Source organism: Viridibacillus arenosi, assembly GCF_001955655.1.
In the GTDB taxonomy this organism is placed as follows: Bacteria; Bacillota; Bacilli; order Bacillales_A; family Planococcaceae; genus Viridibacillus; species Viridibacillus arenosi.
Genome location: NZ_MSPW01000007.1, coordinates 151,987 through 167,758, shown reverse-complemented (window position 1 = coordinate 167,758; position 15,772 = coordinate 151,987). Strand labels below are relative to the sequence as shown.

The window sequence follows — 15,772 nt, the reverse complement described above, 5'->3', positions numbered from 1 at the left end:
TTAAAATCATAAAAATTCCGAGAAGAAGCGAAAAACGCTTCTTCCCGGATCATTTTATTAATCAGCAAACGCTGGTTCAGCATCTTCAATTTCGCTGTCCTCAATTTTGATTTGGCGATAACGTTGCATACCTGTACCAGCAGGAACAAGTTTACCTAGGATTACATTTTCTTTCAGTCCTAGAAGTTCATCACGCTTACCTTTAATAGCTGCATCCGTTAACACACGAGTTGTTTCTTGGAATGATGCTGCAGATAAGAATGATTCAGTTTCAAGAGAAGCTTTAGTGATACCAAGGATAAGAGGACGACATGTTGCTGGAAGTTTCCCATTTAACAACGCCTCTGCATTGGCTTCAGAGAATTGGTGAATATCAAGTAACGAGCCTGGAAGAACATCTGTTTCACCAGCTTCAATTACACGCACTTTACGAAGCATTTGGCGAACCATTACTTCGATATGTTTGTCTCCAATTTCTACACCTTGCATACGATATACTTTTTGAACTTCTTTCAATAAGTATTCTTGAACTGTTGCTACATCAGTTACTTTAATCAATTCTTTTGGATCGATAGAACCTTCAGTAAGCGTTTGTCCGTGGTGAACTTGATCGTTAACTTGTACTATAATACGACCATTGTACGGAGCCAAATATTTACGAGTTTCTACTGTACCTTGAATTGTAATTTCTTTTTGACCTTCACGAATTTCGTCAATGTCAACTACAGTACCTGCGATTTCCGTAATAACCGCTTGACCTTTAGGGTTACGCGCTTCGAAAATCTCTTGGATACGTGGAAGACCTTGTGTAATATCGCTACTTGCTACCCCACCTGTATGGAAAGTACGCATTGTTAACTGTGTACCTGGCTCACCGATAGATTGAGCTGCGATAATACCAACTGCTTCGCCGACTTCAACTTTATCACCAGTCGCTAAGTTCATGCCGTAACATTTTTTACATACACCATGTTTAGTGTTACATGTAAATGCTGAGCGGATTGTTACTTCTTCAATTCCTGCTTCAATTACTTTACGAGCTAGTTCTGGTGTTACTAATGCATTTCTTTCAACCATAACTTCATTTGTTTCTGGATGACGAATTGTTTTCTTAACATAACGGCCAAGAATACGTTCTTCAAGAGCTTCGATTACTTCTGTACCCTCTTTTAATGAACCTATTGTTAAACCACGGTCAGTACCACAGTCATCTTCGCGTACAATAACATCTTGTGCTACGTCAACTAGACGACGAGTAAGATAACCTGAATCGGCCGTTTTAAGTGCTGTATCGGTAAGACCTTTACGAGCACCATGTGTAGAGATGAAGTATTCCAATACTGTTAAACCTTCACGGAATGAAGACTTGATTGGAAGTTCGATAATACGACCAGCTGGATTGGCCATCAGACCACGCATACCAGCAAGTTGAGTAAAGTTAGATGCATTACCACGGGCACCAGAGTCACTCATCATGAAGATAGGGTTAAAGCTATCTAATGACTTCATAAGTTTCTCTTGGATTACGTCTTTCGCTGCACTCCAATAAGAGATTACACGATCGTAACGTTCTTCTTCTGTAATTAAACCACGACGGAACTGTTTCAATACTTTATCAACTTTTTCTTGAGCTTCTTCAAGAATCTCTTGTTTGTCTGGTAATACTAGGATATCTGAGATCCCGATTGTAATACCAGCTCTAGTTGCATATTTGAATCCAAGATCTTTAAGACGGTCAAGCATTTTAGAAGTTTCAGTAATGTGGAAGTTAGCAAATACTTCAGCAATAACTTTACCTAAATAGCTCTTCGTAAATGGTTTAACTGGATCAACTTCTGATAAATATTTTTTAACATCAGTATTTGTAGGAACAAAATATTTAGCTGGTGTTTCAACTTGCAAGTTAGTAATCGTTGGTTCATTAATGTACGGGAATGATTCCGGTAAAATTTCATTAAATATTACCTTACCAACTGAAGTTAATAACAACTTGCTATTTTGTTCTTCCGTAAATGTTTGATTATTCAATGATGAAGCTTTAATAGCGATACGTGTATGCAAGTGGACTTCATGGTTTTCATAAGCAACCATTAATTCTTCAGGACCATAGAATACAGCGCCTTCGCCTCGAGCCCCTTTACGTTCAAGAGTTAGATAGTAGTTACCTAGTACCATATCTTGAGATGGTGTAACAACTGGCTTACCATCTTTAGGGTTCAAGATATTTTGAGCTGCAAGCATTAATAAACGTGCTTCCGCTTGTGCTTCTGCTGATAGAGGAACATGGACCGCCATTTGGTCACCATCAAAGTCAGCGTTATATGCTGTACATACTAATGGGTGCAGACGGATTGCTTTCCCTTCAACTAAAGTCGGTTCGAAAGCTTGAATACCAAGTCTGTGAAGAGTCGGTGCACGGTTAAGTAATACTGGGTGTTCACGGATGATGTCTTCTAAAACATCCCATACTTCGTAGTGCATACGTTCAATTTTACGTTTTGCCGATTTAATATTGTGCGCAAGACCGCGCTCAACAAGTTCTTTCATAACGAAAGGTTTAAACAATTCGATTGCCATTTCTTTCGGTAAACCGCATTGATACATTTTCAAGCTAGGTCCTACAACGATTACAGAACGACCTGAATAGTCAACACGTTTACCAAGTAAGTTTTGACGGAAACGACCTTGTTTACCTTTTAACATATGAGAAAGAGATTTTAATGGACGGTTACCTGGACCAGTTACTGGACGGCCACGACGACCATTATCGATTAAAGCATCTACCGCTTCTTGAAGCATACGTTTTTCGTTTTGAACGATAATACCAGGTGCTCCAAGATCAAGAAGACGTTTTAAACGGTTGTTACGGTTAATAACTCGACGATATAAGTCATTCAAGTCACTTGTTGCAAAACGGCCACCATCTAATTGCACCATTGGACGAAGCTCTGGTGGAATAACAGGTAGTACGTCTAAAATCATCCAATCTGGACGGTTACCAGAATGACGGAATGACTCAACAACTTCTAAACGTTTAATTGCACGAGTACGGCGTTGACCTTGTGCAGTTTTAAGTTCTTCTTTTAAAGATTCTGTTTCTTTATCAAGATCGATTTCTTGTAAAAGACGTTTAATTGCTTCAGCGCCCATTGCAGCTTGGAATGTATTGCCGTATTTTTCACGATACGCGCGATATTCTTTTTCTGAAAGCAATTGTTTTTTCTCAAGTGCAGTATCGCCAGGCTCTACTACAACATAAGAAGCGAAGTAGATTACTTCTTCTAATGCACGTGGAGACATATCTAAAATAAGCCCCATACGGCTTGGAATTCCTTTGAAATACCAAATGTGTGAGACTGGAGCAGCTAATTCAATATGACCCATGCGCTCACGACGTACTTTTGCACGTGTTACTTCAACTCCACAACGATCACAAACTACACCTTTATAGCGTACACGTTTGTACTTACCGCAGTGACATTCCCAGTCCTTTGTAGGTCCGAAAATTCGTTCACAGAACAAACCATCTTTTTCTGGTTTGAGTGTACGATAGTTAATAGTTTCTGGTTTTTTTACTTCTCCATAAGACCATGAGCGGATTTTATCAGGTGAAGCTAAACCAATTTTCATATACTCAAAATTATTAACGTCTATCAAGGAGCCTACCTCCCTTTAGTATGAAGTCTTTTCGACTTTATTCTTAGCTCGACGATTGATTTAATGATAATTGGAAAGCTGGACAAGCCCTAATGGACCTGCCCGCCATTCAATTATTTGTTATTTACAATTATTCAACAGATCCTACTGGTGCTTCTTCATCAGCGCTCGGTAAGATATTAAGCGCGTCTGCTGGTTGAAGGTCTTCATCTTCATCCATGTCACGAAGCTCAATTTCTTCGTCGTCAATTGTTAGCATTTTCACATCTAAACCTAAACTTTGAAGTTCTTTAATTAATACTTTAAATGATTCAGGTACGCCTGGTTCTGGAACACTTTCACCTTTAACAATTGCTTCGTATGTTTTCACACGACCTACAACGTCATCGGATTTAACTGTCAAGATTTCTTGAAGAGTATAAGCAGCGCCATAAGCCTCAAGAGCCCAAACTTCCATCTCACCGAAACGTTGTCCACCGAATTGAGCTTTACCACCCAATGGTTGTTGCGTTACTAATGAGTATGGTCCTGTTGAACGTGCGTGAAGTTTATCATCAACCATGTGAGCAAGTTTGATCATGTACATGACACCAACAGAAACTCGGTTATCAAAAGGTTCACCTGAACGTCCATCATAAAGAATTGTTTTACCATCGCGGTTCATACCCGCTTCTTCCATTGTTTCCCAAACATCTTCTTCGTTGGCACCATCAAATACTGGTGTTGCCATGTGAACGCCTAAGTAGCGAGCTGCCATACCTAAATGTAGCTCTAATACTTGACCGATGTTCATACGTGATGGTACACCAAGTGGGTTTAACATGATATCAATTGGTGTGCCGTCTGGAAGGAATGGCATATCTTCTTCTGGAAGAATACGAGAAATTACACCCTTGTTACCGTGACGTCCGGCCATTTTATCCCCTACGCGAATTTTACGTTTTTGAACGATATATGCGCGTACAAGTTGGTTAACGCCTGGAGGTAATTCGTCGCCATCTTCACGATTGAAGACTTTAACATCAAGAACAATACCGCCTGCACCATGAGGAACACGTAGTGATGTATCACGTACTTCACGTGCTTTTTCACCGAAGATTGCATGTAATAAGCGTTCTTCAGCTGTCAATTCAGTTACACCTTTAGGAGTTACTTTACCTACAAGGATATCTCCGTCATGAACTTCAGCACCAATACGGATAATTCCACGTTCGTCAAGATTGCGTAATGCTTCTTCACCAACATTCGGAATATCACGAGTGATTTCTTCAGGTCCTAATTTAGTATCACGAGCTTCTGATTCATATTCTTCAATATGAACAGATGTATATACGTCATCTTTAACAAGACGTTCACTCATGATTACAGCATCTTCATAGTTATAACCGTTCCAAGTCATGAAGCCAACTACTACGTTACGGCCAAGTGCTAGCTCGCCACATTCCATTGAAGGACCATCAGCAAGAATATCACGTGGATTTACGCGGTCGCCAACTTTAACAATTGGACGTTGGTTATAACTTGTACCTTGGTTAGAACGAATGAATTTCTGTAATTTATATTTAGTTAAGTCGCCTTTTACTTCTTTACCGTCGATTTCTTCAATACGACGGATGTGAATAGAGCGAGCTTCAACATGTTCAACAATACCTGGGTATTTTGCAACTACTGCAGCACCAGAATCACGTGCATCTACGTGTTCCATACCAGTACCAACGAATGGCGCTTCTGGATTTAATAATGGAACAGCTTGACGTTGCATGTTCGCTCCCATTAGAGCACGGTTAGAGTCATCGTTTTCTAAGAAAGGAATACATGCTGTCGCAGCAGAAACAACTTGTTTTGGTGATACGTCCATGTAGTCAACGTTTTCACGTTTGAATATAGTGTTATCACCACGGAAACGACCTACAACTTCTTCTTTAGCAAATGAACCATCTGGATTTAAGATTGAATTCGCTTGTGCTACTACGTAGTTGTCTTCTTCGTCTGCAGTTAAATAATCGATATGGCCAGTAACTCGGCTTGTTTCAGGATCAACGCGACGGTAAGGTGTTTCGATGAAGCCAAATTTATTCACTTTCGCGAAACTTGAAAGTGAGTTTATTAAACCAATGTTCGGACCCTCAGGAGTCTCAATTGGACACATACGACCATAGTGCGAGTAGTGAACGTCACGTACTTCGAAACCAGCACGTTCACGAGTTAAACCACCAGGTCCTAAAGCTGATAGACGACGTTTGTGCGTTAATTCAGCTAACGGGTTTGTTTGGTCCATGAATTGAGATAATTGGGAACTACCAAAGAATTCCTTGATAGAAGCAATTACTGGACGAATATTGATTAATTGTTGTGGAACAATAGATTGTGTATCGTTAATCGACATACGTTCACGTACAACACGTTCCATACGAGATAAACCGATACGGAATTGATTTTGTAATAATTCACCTACAGAACGTAAGCGACGATTACCTAAATGATCTATATCATCTGTGTTACCAACACCATATAGTAAGTTGAAGAAGTAAGATACAGATGCAATTACGTCAGCAGGAGTGATATGTTTCACTTCTTCTTCTACGTACGCATTACTGATTACTTTAATTTCTTTTTGCGCTTCGTCATTAGGTGCATAGATTTTAATTTCTTGAATTAAAACGTCGCCCTCTAAAACGCCTGCAACTTTAGACATCGTTTGGAAACCAATGCCCTTTTCTAAATGTGGAATTAAGCGATCTAGTACACGACGATCGATTAAAGTTCCAGCTTCAACTAAAATTTCCCCTGTTTCAGGATCAACTAGTGTTTCTGCCACTGTTTGATTGAATAAGCGATTTTTAATATCAAGCTTTTTGTTCATTTTATAACGACCAACATTAGCTAAATCATAGCGTTTTGGGTCAAAGAAACGTGAGTACAAGAGATTTTTAGCGCTTTCTACTGTAGGTGGTTCACCTGGGCGTAGACGTTCATAAATTTCTAACAACGCTTTCTCAGTACTTTCAGTGTTATCTTTTTCTAATGTATTACGTAAATATTCATTATCACCGATAAGCTCGATGATTTCTTGGTCTGAAGCAAAACCTAATGCACGTAAAAGTACTGTTACAGGTAATTTACGTGTACGGTCGATACGAACATAGACAACATCTTTTGCGTCTGTTTCGTACTCTAACCATGCTCCACGGTTAGGAATAACTGTTGCGCCGAAGCCTTTTTTACCGTTTTTATCTGTTTTATCGTGATAGTATACACTTGGTGATCTAACTAATTGTGAAACGATAACGCGTTCTGCGCCGTTGATAACGAAAGTGCCAGTTTCAGTCATTAGTGGGAAATCACCCATAAATACTTCCTGTTCTTTCACTTCGTCTGTTTCTTTGTTGTGCAAACGTACTTTTACACGTAATGGTGCAGCGTAAGTAACATCGCGTTCTTTACATTCATCGACATCATATTTCGGTTCTCCGAGACTGTAGTCGACGAATTCAAGTGAAAGATTCCCTGTAAAGTCTTCAATCGGTGAAATATCGCGGAACATTTCACGTAAACCTTCTTCAAGAAACCACTCGTTAGATGCGGTTTGAATCTCAATTAGATTCGGAAGTTCCAGCACCTCATTAATACGCGCAAAGCTTCTACGCTGGCGGTGTTGTCCGTACTGAACTAGTTGACCTGTCAACTCATTCACCCCTCAATAAAGCGATAATAGGTCTTTGCGAAATCATACAAATGGTGTATGATATCGAAAGACAAAAAGAAAACGAGTTCGTTAAAGAGCTCATTTTCGATTAACCAAACATAACTTTGAAAAGTCTAACCATATTGATATAGTTTTTATACAAAAGGACAGACGTATTCAAATTAATATTTTTGCATTTTATTATAATATCACAGCTAATTTGTCAAGTCAATCTATAAACTTTAACAGATTATTTTTTCGCCTTGATAATCCAATAGCCTTTTTTCTTCTCTACCACTGTTACTTCAGTAAATTTCTCTTCCAAGTGCGCTATTGTCGATGGTGCACCTTGCTTCTTCTGAATAACTATCCACAACTCACCGTTATCCACAAGTTTTTCAAAAGCTTGATCATAAAAACGGAAAATTGTATCTTTTCCCGCGCGAATCGGAGGATTTGTCATTACGACAGCGACTTGTTCTTCTTGAACAGCGGAAAGTCCATCGCTCTCAAAAACCTGCACATTTTGTACCCCGTTTACCTCAGCGTTTTTCTCCGCTAATGAAACCGCACGTTCGTTAACATCCATCATATGAATGACCCGTTCAGGATAACTTTTTGCAATAGACAAGCCGATCGGACCGTAGCCACAGCCCACATCCAAAATACACCCTTCAACATTAGGCATTTCAAAACTATCAATTAACACACGGGAGCCAAAATCTACTTCGCTTTTACTAAAAACCCCTGCATCTGTTTCAAATATAAAAGAAAATCCCCTAAGAGTGAATTTCCATTTACTCGGATTACTTCCGACTTGAGGTTTTTTCGAATAATAATGTTCTGACAAGAAAATGCCCTCCATCACGTAAAATGAAGAAAAAGCTCGTCATAATTGACGAGCTTTTTTCAAATAGAAAGTAGAAATTATTTAACTTCTACGCTAGCGCCAACTTCTTCAAGTTTAGCTTTGATTTCTTCAGCGTCAGCTGCAGAAACGCCTTCTTTAATAGCTTTAGGAGCGTTATCTACTACTTCTTTAGCTTCTTTTAAGCCAAGACCAGTGATTTCACGTACCACTTTGATTACTTTAATTTTTGATTCGCCTGCAGAAGCAAGAACTACATCAAATTCAGTTTTTTCTTCTACTGCACCAGCAGCAGCACCAGCAGCAGCTACAGGAGCAGCAGCAGTAACACCGAATTCGTCTTCGATTGCTTTTACTAAATCGTTTAATTCAAGAACTGTCATAGCTTTGATAGCTTCTAAGATTTGTTCATTGTTCATTATAATTTCCTCCTATACGGAATATTAGTTTTGTTTGGCATATTATGCCGAGAAGATTAAGCTACGCTTAAAATTAAGCGCCTTGCTCTTCTTTTTGTTCTGCAACAGCTTTTGTTGCAAGAGCGAAATTGCGTACTGGTGCTTGAAGCACAGATAATAGCATAGAAAGTAGACCTTCGCGTGATGGAAGTTCTGCCAATGCTTTAACATCTTCAGCAGATGCAAATGTACCTTCGATAAGACCAGCTTTGATTTCAAGTTGTTCGTTAGCTTTTGCAAAGTCGTTAATGATTTTAGCAGGAGCAATTACATCTTCAGTTGAGAATGCGATTGCGTTTGGACCTGTAAGGAATTCATTAAGTTCTTCTTGTTCAACTTCTACAGTAGCACGGCGTACTAAAGTATTTTTGTATACTTTAAATTCAACACCAGCTTCGCGTAATTGTTTACGTAGTTCTGTTACTTGAGCAACAGAAAGGCCACGATAGTCAACAACCACTACGGATGCAGCGCTTTTGAACTTGTCAGCAATTTCTTGAACGACAGCTTGTTTAGCTTCAACTGCTTTGTTCATCTTGACACCTCCTATAAGAATGGGTCATTTATACCAACAAAAGAAAAGCCTCCTGTCTATGTAGACAAAGAGGCGGAAAGTCATCATCTTAAATAAGAGTCTGAGTTCCTTTGTCCTCGGTAGGATAATTAAGCAATTACTTGCCCCTACGGTCTACGGTACAAATGGATGATTCACAACGTTGTACATCATACCAAAATATGATGTCATTTGTCAATCAAAAATTATTTCGCAGCAACTGAAGTAGAAGCATCAACTTTGATTGATGGTCCCATTGTAGTTGTTACGTGTACTGATTTCATGTAAGTACCTTTAGCTGCAGCAGGTTTAGCTTTAATAATTACATCAACAAGAGTTGATAAGTTTTCAGCTAATTTATCAGCTTCGAATGAAGCTTTACCGATTGGAGCGTGAACGATACCAGCTTTGTCAGCACGGTATTCAACTTTACCAGCTTTGATTTCAGCGATTGCTTTAGCAACGTCGAAAGTAACTGTTCCAGTTTTAGGGTTTGGCATTAAGCCTTTTGGTCCTAATACGCGACCTAATTTACCAACTTCACCCATCATATCAGGAGTTGCAACGATTACATCGAAGTCAAACCATCCTTGTTGGATTTTAGCGATATATTCAGCATCACCAGCAAAGTCTGCACCAGCTGCTTCAGCTTCTTTAAGTTTTTCGCCTTTAGCGAAAACTAATACGCGTTGAGTTTTACCAGTTCCGTTTGGAAGTACTACTGCTCCACGGATTTGTTGGTCATTTTTACGTGTATCGATATTTAAGTTAAATGCTACTTCAACAGTTGCGTCAAAGTTAACAGTGCTTGTTTTTTTAGCCAATTCAACTGCTTCTTGTACAGAATACACTTGAGTACGGTCTACTAATTTAACTGCATCTTGCAGTTTTTTACCTTTTTTAGCCATTATAAATTTCCTCCTTGATTGTGGTTGTAGCGGAATAAACCTCCCACGAATAAAGGCTGCGAGTTTCAAATATCACTATTAGAAACATTCGCAACCCTCAAAAACAATACTTCTATCAAGTAATGGGATTAGTCTTCGATAACAATACCCATGCTACGTGCAGTACCTTCAACCATTAACATAGCTGCTTCAACTGTTGCAGCGTTAAGGTCTGGCATTTTAGTTTCAGCAATTTCGCGAACTTTATCGCGTTTCACTGTAGCTACTTTTTTACGGTTAGGTTCACCTGATCCTGATTGGATACCAGCTGCTACTTTAAGTAAAACTGCTGCCGGCGGAGTTTTTGTAATGAAAGTGAATGAACGATCTTCAAATACAGAAATCTCTACTGGAATGATTAAACCTGCTTGGTCCGCAGTACGAGCGTTGAATTCTTTACAGAACCCCATGATGTTAACACCTGCTTGACCTAATGCAGGACCTACCGGTGGCGCTGGGTTTGCTTTACCAGCTGGGATTTGAAGTTTTACAACTTTAATAACTTTTTTAGCCACGAGACACACCTCCTTAAGTCCGTGATGTGGTAATTGGGTTGCCCCTCCCACTCAATATCTGTCTGTCGGCTTATTCCGATAACATTAAAAATAAAAATGCCAGTCCATAATAAATTGACAGTCTGACCTTAGAAATAATATCACTTTTAACATTCTAAGGCAAGTATAATTGTCAATTATACTTTTAACACTTGATCGTAGTCTAATTCCATTTTAGTTTCACGACCGAACATATCAATAGTTACTTTGACTTTTCCTTTATCAGCAACAATCTCTTCGACCTTACCTTGGAAATGTGCAAACGGTCCTTCTAACACTTCAACTAAATCGCCAATAGAGAAATCGATTTCAAGTGATTTTTCTTGCATACCCATTTGTTTAAGGATGAATTCAACTTCTTCAGGTAATAATGGTGTAGGTTTTACTCCACCGCCTGATGAACCAATAAACCCAGTAACACCTGGTGTATTACGAACTACGTACCATGCATCGTCTGTCATGATTAATTCCACTAGTACATAACCAGGGAATGTCTTACGCATATATTCTTTTTTGCGGCCATCTTTAACTTCCGTCTCTTGTTGTTCAGGAATGATAACTCGGAAAATTTTATCTTGCATACCCATTGTTTCAACACGTTTTTCTAGGTTTGCTTTAACTTTATTTTCATAACCAGAGTAAGTATGAACTACATACCAATTTTTTTCCATAATAGATAGGACTACTCGTCCTTCCCTCCTTCGCTAAAGGCAAATGAAAAAACCCGTTACAGATCATTCACGGGCCATTTCAAAAATATTAACATTAATTCAATCATAAATCCAAATACATGCGGAATAATTTAGAAATACCTAAGTCTACTAACATGAAAAATGCAGCCATGAAAAGTAAAGTTGAAATAACAACAATTGTGTATTTCGTAAGTTCTTTACGCTTAGGCCAGCTTGTTTTTTGCATTTCCGACATAACACCGCGGAAAAAGTTACTAATCTTACCCATCTAACTAACCCCCGAATAAAATCATATATACAAAGCGAATCGTATTATCTAGTTTGTTTATGTAATGTATGTTCATTACAGTGAGAACAATATTTTTTCAGTTCCATCCTTGCAGTTGCACTGTCTTTAGATGCAGGAAGTGAATAGTTTCTTGAACCACACTTTTCACAGCTAAGCACGACTTTTTTTGCCATTTTATCACCTTTTCGGCATTTGTCCTTATAAAGACTAACACCTATCACAAATACTGTCAACTTGCCTACAGCTAGCATTCTTGCAATCATTCAATATCTAAATGCCGTTCTAATTTCCGTTTTACGCGTTGTAGGGCATTGTCAATCGACTTCACATGCCTGTTCAATTCAGCAGAAATTTCGTGATAAGATTGTCCATCTAAATAGAGTGCCAACACCTGACGTTCGAGATCACTTAATATTTCGCCAATTTTTTCTTCCATGTAGCTAAATTCTTCACGATGAATGATAAGCTCCTCTGGATCGTCGACAACTGAACCCGTTAACACGTCCATTAATGTGCGCTGGGATTCTTCATCAAAAATTGGTTTGTCCAATGAGATGTATGAATTAAGTGGAATATGCTTTTGTCTAGTTGCAGTTTTTATTGCAGTGATGATTTGACGTGTAATACAAAGTTCCGCAAATGCTTTGAAAGAAGATAACTTATCTCCTCTAAAATCGCGAATAGCCTTATAAAGTCCAATCATACCTTCTTGCACAATATCCTCTTTATCAGCACCAATGAGAAAATACGACTTCACTTTCATACGAACGAATGATTTATACTTCGTAATGAGGAAGTCTAACGCTTCACTATCACCACTATGGACCATTCCCACTAGCTCTTCGTCGGTATATTGCTCATATTGTTGTTGCTGCTTCAAGTGTAAATGATCGCTAATAATCAATAGTATCACTCCAATTGCGCTAGCATTGTTAAAAACAGTATAACGGAATTGGAAAATATGAGTCAATCATTCATTTTATTTCCTCTTCGCCATAACTCAAACTTTGCAGCAATATCATCTCTTAATTGTATCTTAGAGCTGGGCTTTTGCACTTGAATATCTCTTACGGTTTGCGTGATTTTAGATTGCGTAGATTGCATTTCAATTTCTAATTCTCTAGCAGATTTTCTTAATGCCCCATGCCCGAAAATGACATTTTGTTCTGTCATATCAGATGTCGCTACATAAATACGAACCCTTTTACTAATTAAAGAAGCAGTGAGCTTTTCAATTCTTTCATCCGCAGTTTCTTTAGCCCTTGTATAAATAACTTCTACGTCATGCTGCACGTTTTTTGTTTCAATTCCCGGCACGAGATACGCGTCAAAGATAACAATGACGCGCCAGCCAGAATACGCCTTATACTCTGCCATCATTTCTACCAGTCGGTCTCTCGCATCTATTAGCCTTTGCTCTTTTAATTTTCTGAGTTCTTCCCAAGCACCAATAATGTTATAACCATCAACCAACAGTATATTCATGGCATTCACCTTAAACTTCTTGGCGTTTACGCAATACTTCGTACATCAATAAAGCAGCCGCTACAGATGCATTTAGCGATGTTACATGACCAACCATTGGTAAATTATACAGGAAATCACATTTTTCCGTTAGTAAACGACTCATACCTTTTCCTTCACTGCCGATAATGACAGCTAGTGGCAAAGTCGCATCCATTTTACGATAGTCGGCTGAGCCTTTTGCGTCTGTTCCCGCGATCCAGACACCGCGTTTTTTCAACTCATCTACTGTTTGCGAAAGGTTATTGACACGTACAGTTGGAATATGTTCTATCGCACCTGTAGATGCTTTCGCTACAACAGCAGTCAAACCTACTGCTCGACGTCTTGGAATGATAATGCCATGTGCTCCCACAGCATCCGCAGTTCTCATAATAGAACCTAAATTATGTGGGTCTTCTAATTCGTCAAGAATAAGGAAAAATGGATCTTCACCACGGCTTTCTGCCAATTTAAATAAGTCATCTAATTCAGCATATTTATAAGCAGCAACAGATGCCACTATCCCTTGGTGATTAGCATCTGTTAACTGATCTAATTTTTTCTTCGGTACGAATTGCACGATAATTCCTTGTTCTTTAGCTAATGCAAGAAGTTCTGTCAAGCTACCGTGCTGAACACCTTCTGCAATCCAAATTTTATTCATCTCTCTTGCTGCACGAAGTGCCTCTAATACCGGGTTCTTCCCGGCAATCATCTCATTTGACTGTTCTTCCGTCATTCTTTGATACTCCTTTTGATTCTTCAATGATATCAATTGTATATTGAATTATTTCATTTACCCGATCCATTTGACCTGTTAAATATAAGCTGCCAATTACAGCTTCATACGCAGAACTATAACGATATGTTTGGACATCGGTATTCTTTGGTACCGAACCAGATTTTGCATTTCGACCGCGTTTTAGGACTGCCATTTCTTCTTCTGAAAAAAACTCTTCATCCATCATTCGATGAATGACACTTGACTGAGCCTTTGCAGATACATAATGCGTTGCCTCTTTATGAAGAATATTCGGTTTGACGCGTCCAGAGCGTAATAGATGCTCACGTACCGCGATTTCCAGTACAGCATCTCCCATATACGCCAGCGCCAATGCATTTAACTGTTTTACATCTTGGTTACGAAGCTCACCCACTGCCATTAACCTCGTTTCCATCTAATGCCTTGGCGTGTATCCTCTAAAATAATATTCATCTCTTTTAGTTGATCACGAATTTCGTCAGCACGTTTAAAGTTACGATCCTTACGCGCTTGTATACGTTCTTCAATAAGCGCATCGATCTCTTCATCAAGTAGTTCTTCTGCTACGTCTAATTCAATTCCGAGCACATCAGCTAACGTACGTAAAGTATCAGCAAATTTCGTCAATACTTCTTCATTCGTATTTTGTTCAAGTAAATATTTATTGGCAGTTGCTGATAACTCAAATAGCGCCGCAATTGCATTCGCAGTGTTAAAGTCATCATCCATAGCAATTTCAAACTGTTCTTTTACTTCAGCAATATTTGCTAACCACTCGTCTTTTTCTTCTCCTAAATTAGCTGTTGCAGTTAGTCGATGTTGCAAGTTGTTGTAAGAAGTACGGATACGCTCTAATCCTGCAGCTGCAGCTTCTACTAAATCTTGCGCAAAGTTAATTGGGTTGCGATAGTGTACTGATAGTATAAAGAACCTTAAAACTTGAGGGTCAATTTGCTTGCGAATATCATTTACAAGAATGAAGTTGCCAAGGGACTTAGACATTTTTTCGTTGTCAATATTAATATAGCCATTATGCATCCAGTAACGCGCAAATTGCTTACCTGTATATGCCTCAGATTGAGCTATTTCGTTTTCATGGTGTGGGAATGTTAAATCTTGCCCACCTGCGTGGATGTCAATAGTATCACCAAAATGCTCATGTACCATTACAGAACATTCAATATGCCAGCCAGGTCTACCTTGGCCCCATGGACTTTCCCAGAAGATTTCACCTGGTTTAGCGGCTTTCCAAAGAGCAAAGTCCAAAGCATCTTCTTTTTTGTCACCAGTTTCGATGCGGGCACCAACTTTCAAATCATCTACAGACTGATGAGAAAGTTTTCCATAGCCTTCAAATTTACGCGGACGATAATAAACATCCCCTTGAGATTCGTAAGCATAACCTTTTTCAATTAAAACAGCGATAAATTCAATAATTTGATCCATATGCTCCGTAACACGTGGATGTGAATCTGCTTTTTGGCAACCTAATGCTGTAATATCCTCAAAATAAGCTTGAATAAAGCGATTTGTTAAATCTGATACATCTTCACCAAGTTCATTTGCCGCTTTAATAATTTTATCGTCTACATCAGTGAAATTTGATACATACGTAACTTCAAAACCTTTATAAGTTAAGTAACGGCGCACTGTATCATATACAATTACAGGACGAGAATTCCCGATATGAATGTAGTTATAAACAGTAGGACCACATACATACATTTTCACTTTTCCTTCTTCAAGTGGTACGAAATCCTCTTTTTGTCGAGTTAATGAGTTAAAAATTTGAACACCCAT

Annotated in this window: 15 protein-coding genes and 1 other annotated feature; all 15 genes read right to left on the bottom strand. The window is 38.8% G+C overall.

Going from position 1 to position 15,772, the window contains the following annotated elements; all coding sequences use genetic code 11:
• Positions 1–57 precede the first annotated feature (57 nt).
• Positions 58–3,657, bottom strand: a complete 3,600-nt coding sequence (gene rpoC, locus BK137_RS14115) for a DNA-directed RNA polymerase subunit beta' (RefSeq protein WP_038179047.1) — start codon at positions 3,655–3,657, stop codon at positions 58–60.
• A gap of 130 nt (positions 3,658–3,787) precedes the next feature.
• Positions 3,788–7,351 carry a DNA-directed RNA polymerase subunit beta gene (rpoB, locus tag BK137_RS14110; protein WP_179078273.1) on the bottom strand — a complete coding sequence of 1,188 codons (3,564 nt, stop codon included), beginning with the start codon at positions 7,349–7,351 and terminating at the stop codon, positions 3,788–3,790.
• 241 nt (positions 7,352–7,592) lie between these two features.
• Positions 7,593–8,192, bottom strand: coding sequence for a class I SAM-dependent methyltransferase (locus BK137_RS14105; RefSeq protein ID WP_038179042.1), 600 nt, complete (start codon positions 8,190–8,192; stop codon positions 7,593–7,595).
• A gap of 77 nt (positions 8,193–8,269) precedes the next feature.
• Positions 8,270–8,629 carry a 50S ribosomal protein L7/L12 gene (gene rplL, locus BK137_RS14100; protein WP_038179034.1) on the bottom strand — a complete coding sequence of 120 codons (360 nt, stop codon included), beginning with the start codon at positions 8,627–8,629 and terminating at the stop codon, positions 8,270–8,272.
• 73 nt (positions 8,630–8,702) lie between these two features.
• A complete protein-coding gene (rplJ, locus tag BK137_RS14095) occupies positions 8,703–9,203 on the bottom strand; it encodes a 50S ribosomal protein L10 (RefSeq protein ID WP_038179033.1) in 501 nt (166 codons plus the stop codon).
• Positions 9,204–9,235: 32 nt separating this feature from the next.
• Positions 9,236–9,380: a sequence feature (ribosomal protein L10 leader region), on the bottom strand.
• A gap of 47 nt (positions 9,381–9,427) precedes the next feature.
• Positions 9,428–10,129, bottom strand: a complete 702-nt coding sequence (gene rplA / locus BK137_RS14090) for a 50S ribosomal protein L1 (protein ID WP_038179031.1) — start codon at positions 10,127–10,129, stop codon at positions 9,428–9,430.
• A 128-nt stretch (positions 10,130–10,257) separates the two neighbouring features.
• On the bottom strand, positions 10,258–10,683 hold the full coding sequence (gene rplK / locus BK137_RS14085; protein WP_038179029.1) for a 50S ribosomal protein L11: 426 nt from the start codon (positions 10,681–10,683) through the stop codon (positions 10,258–10,260).
• A 176-nt stretch (positions 10,684–10,859) separates the two neighbouring features.
• Positions 10,860–11,393 carry a transcription termination/antitermination protein NusG gene (gene nusG / locus BK137_RS14080; protein ID WP_038179027.1) on the bottom strand — a complete coding sequence of 178 codons (534 nt, stop codon included), beginning with the start codon at positions 11,391–11,393 and terminating at the stop codon, positions 10,860–10,862.
• Positions 11,394–11,496: 103 nt separating this feature from the next.
• Entirely contained in the window at positions 11,497–11,682 is a 186-nt protein-coding gene (gene secE, locus BK137_RS14075; RefSeq protein WP_038179025.1) for a preprotein translocase subunit SecE, read from the bottom strand.
• A 44-nt stretch (positions 11,683–11,726) separates the two neighbouring features.
• Positions 11,727–11,876: a 50S ribosomal protein L33 gene (rpmG, locus tag BK137_RS14070; protein ID WP_038179187.1), complete on the bottom strand. Its 150-nt coding sequence runs from the start codon at positions 11,874–11,876 to the stop codon at positions 11,727–11,729.
• 86 nt (positions 11,877–11,962) lie between these two features.
• The gene (sigH, locus tag BK137_RS14065) at positions 11,963–12,607 is read right to left on the bottom strand and encodes an RNA polymerase sporulation sigma factor SigH (RefSeq protein WP_179078272.1); all 645 of its coding nucleotides are present in this window, start codon (positions 12,605–12,607) and stop codon (positions 11,963–11,965) included.
• 62 nt (positions 12,608–12,669) lie between these two features.
• Positions 12,670–13,188: an NYN domain-containing protein gene (locus BK137_RS14060; RefSeq protein ID WP_038179024.1), complete on the bottom strand. Its 519-nt coding sequence runs from the start codon at positions 13,186–13,188 to the stop codon at positions 12,670–12,672.
• Positions 13,189–13,198: 10 nt separating this feature from the next.
• A complete protein-coding gene (rlmB, locus tag BK137_RS14055) occupies positions 13,199–13,948 on the bottom strand; it encodes a 23S rRNA (guanosine(2251)-2'-O)-methyltransferase RlmB (protein ID WP_038179021.1) in 750 nt (249 codons plus the stop codon).
• A complete protein-coding gene (locus BK137_RS14050; RefSeq protein WP_038179019.1) occupies positions 13,926–14,372 on the bottom strand; it encodes a Mini-ribonuclease 3 in 447 nt (148 codons plus the stop codon). The genes rlmB and BK137_RS14050 overlap by 23 nt, the downstream gene beginning before the upstream one ends.
• Positions 14,372–15,772, bottom strand: a complete 1,401-nt coding sequence (cysS, locus tag BK137_RS14045; protein ID WP_038179017.1) for a cysteine--tRNA ligase — start codon at positions 15,770–15,772, stop codon at positions 14,372–14,374. The genes BK137_RS14050 and cysS overlap by 1 nt, the downstream gene beginning before the upstream one ends.

Coding starts and splice junctions, on each gene's coding strand:
- rplA (WP_038179031.1), bottom strand. CDS start 10,129: ATGGCTAAAAAAGGTAAAAAACTGCAAGATGCAGTTAAATTAGTAGAC.
- secE (WP_038179025.1), bottom strand. CDS start 11,682: ATGGGTAAGATTAGTAACTTTTTCCGCGGTGTTATGTCGGAAATGCAA.
- rplL (WP_038179034.1), bottom strand. CDS start 8,629: ATGAACAATGAACAAATCTTAGAAGCTATCAAAGCTATGACAGTTCTT.
- rlmB (WP_038179021.1), bottom strand. CDS start 13,948: ATGACGGAAGAACAGTCAAATGAGATGATTGCCGGGAAGAACCCGGTA.
- BK137_RS14060 (WP_038179024.1), bottom strand. CDS start 13,188: ATGAATATACTGTTGGTTGATGGTTATAACATTATTGGTGCTTGGGAA.
- rpmG (WP_038179187.1), bottom strand. CDS start 11,876: ATGGCAAAAAAAGTCGTGCTTAGCTGTGAAAAGTGTGGTTCAAGAAAC.
- BK137_RS14050 (WP_038179019.1), bottom strand. CDS start 14,372: ATGGCAGTGGGTGAGCTTCGTAACCAAGATGTAAAACAGTTAAATGCA.
- cysS (WP_038179017.1), bottom strand. CDS start 15,772: ATGGGTGTTCAAATTTTTAACTCATTAACTCGACAAAAAGAGGATTTC.
- rplJ (WP_038179033.1), bottom strand. CDS start 9,203: ATGAACAAAGCAGTTGAAGCTAAACAAGCTGTCGTTCAAGAAATTGCT.
- nusG (WP_038179027.1), bottom strand. CDS start 11,393: ATGGAAAAAAATTGGTATGTAGTTCATACTTACTCTGGTTATGAAAAT.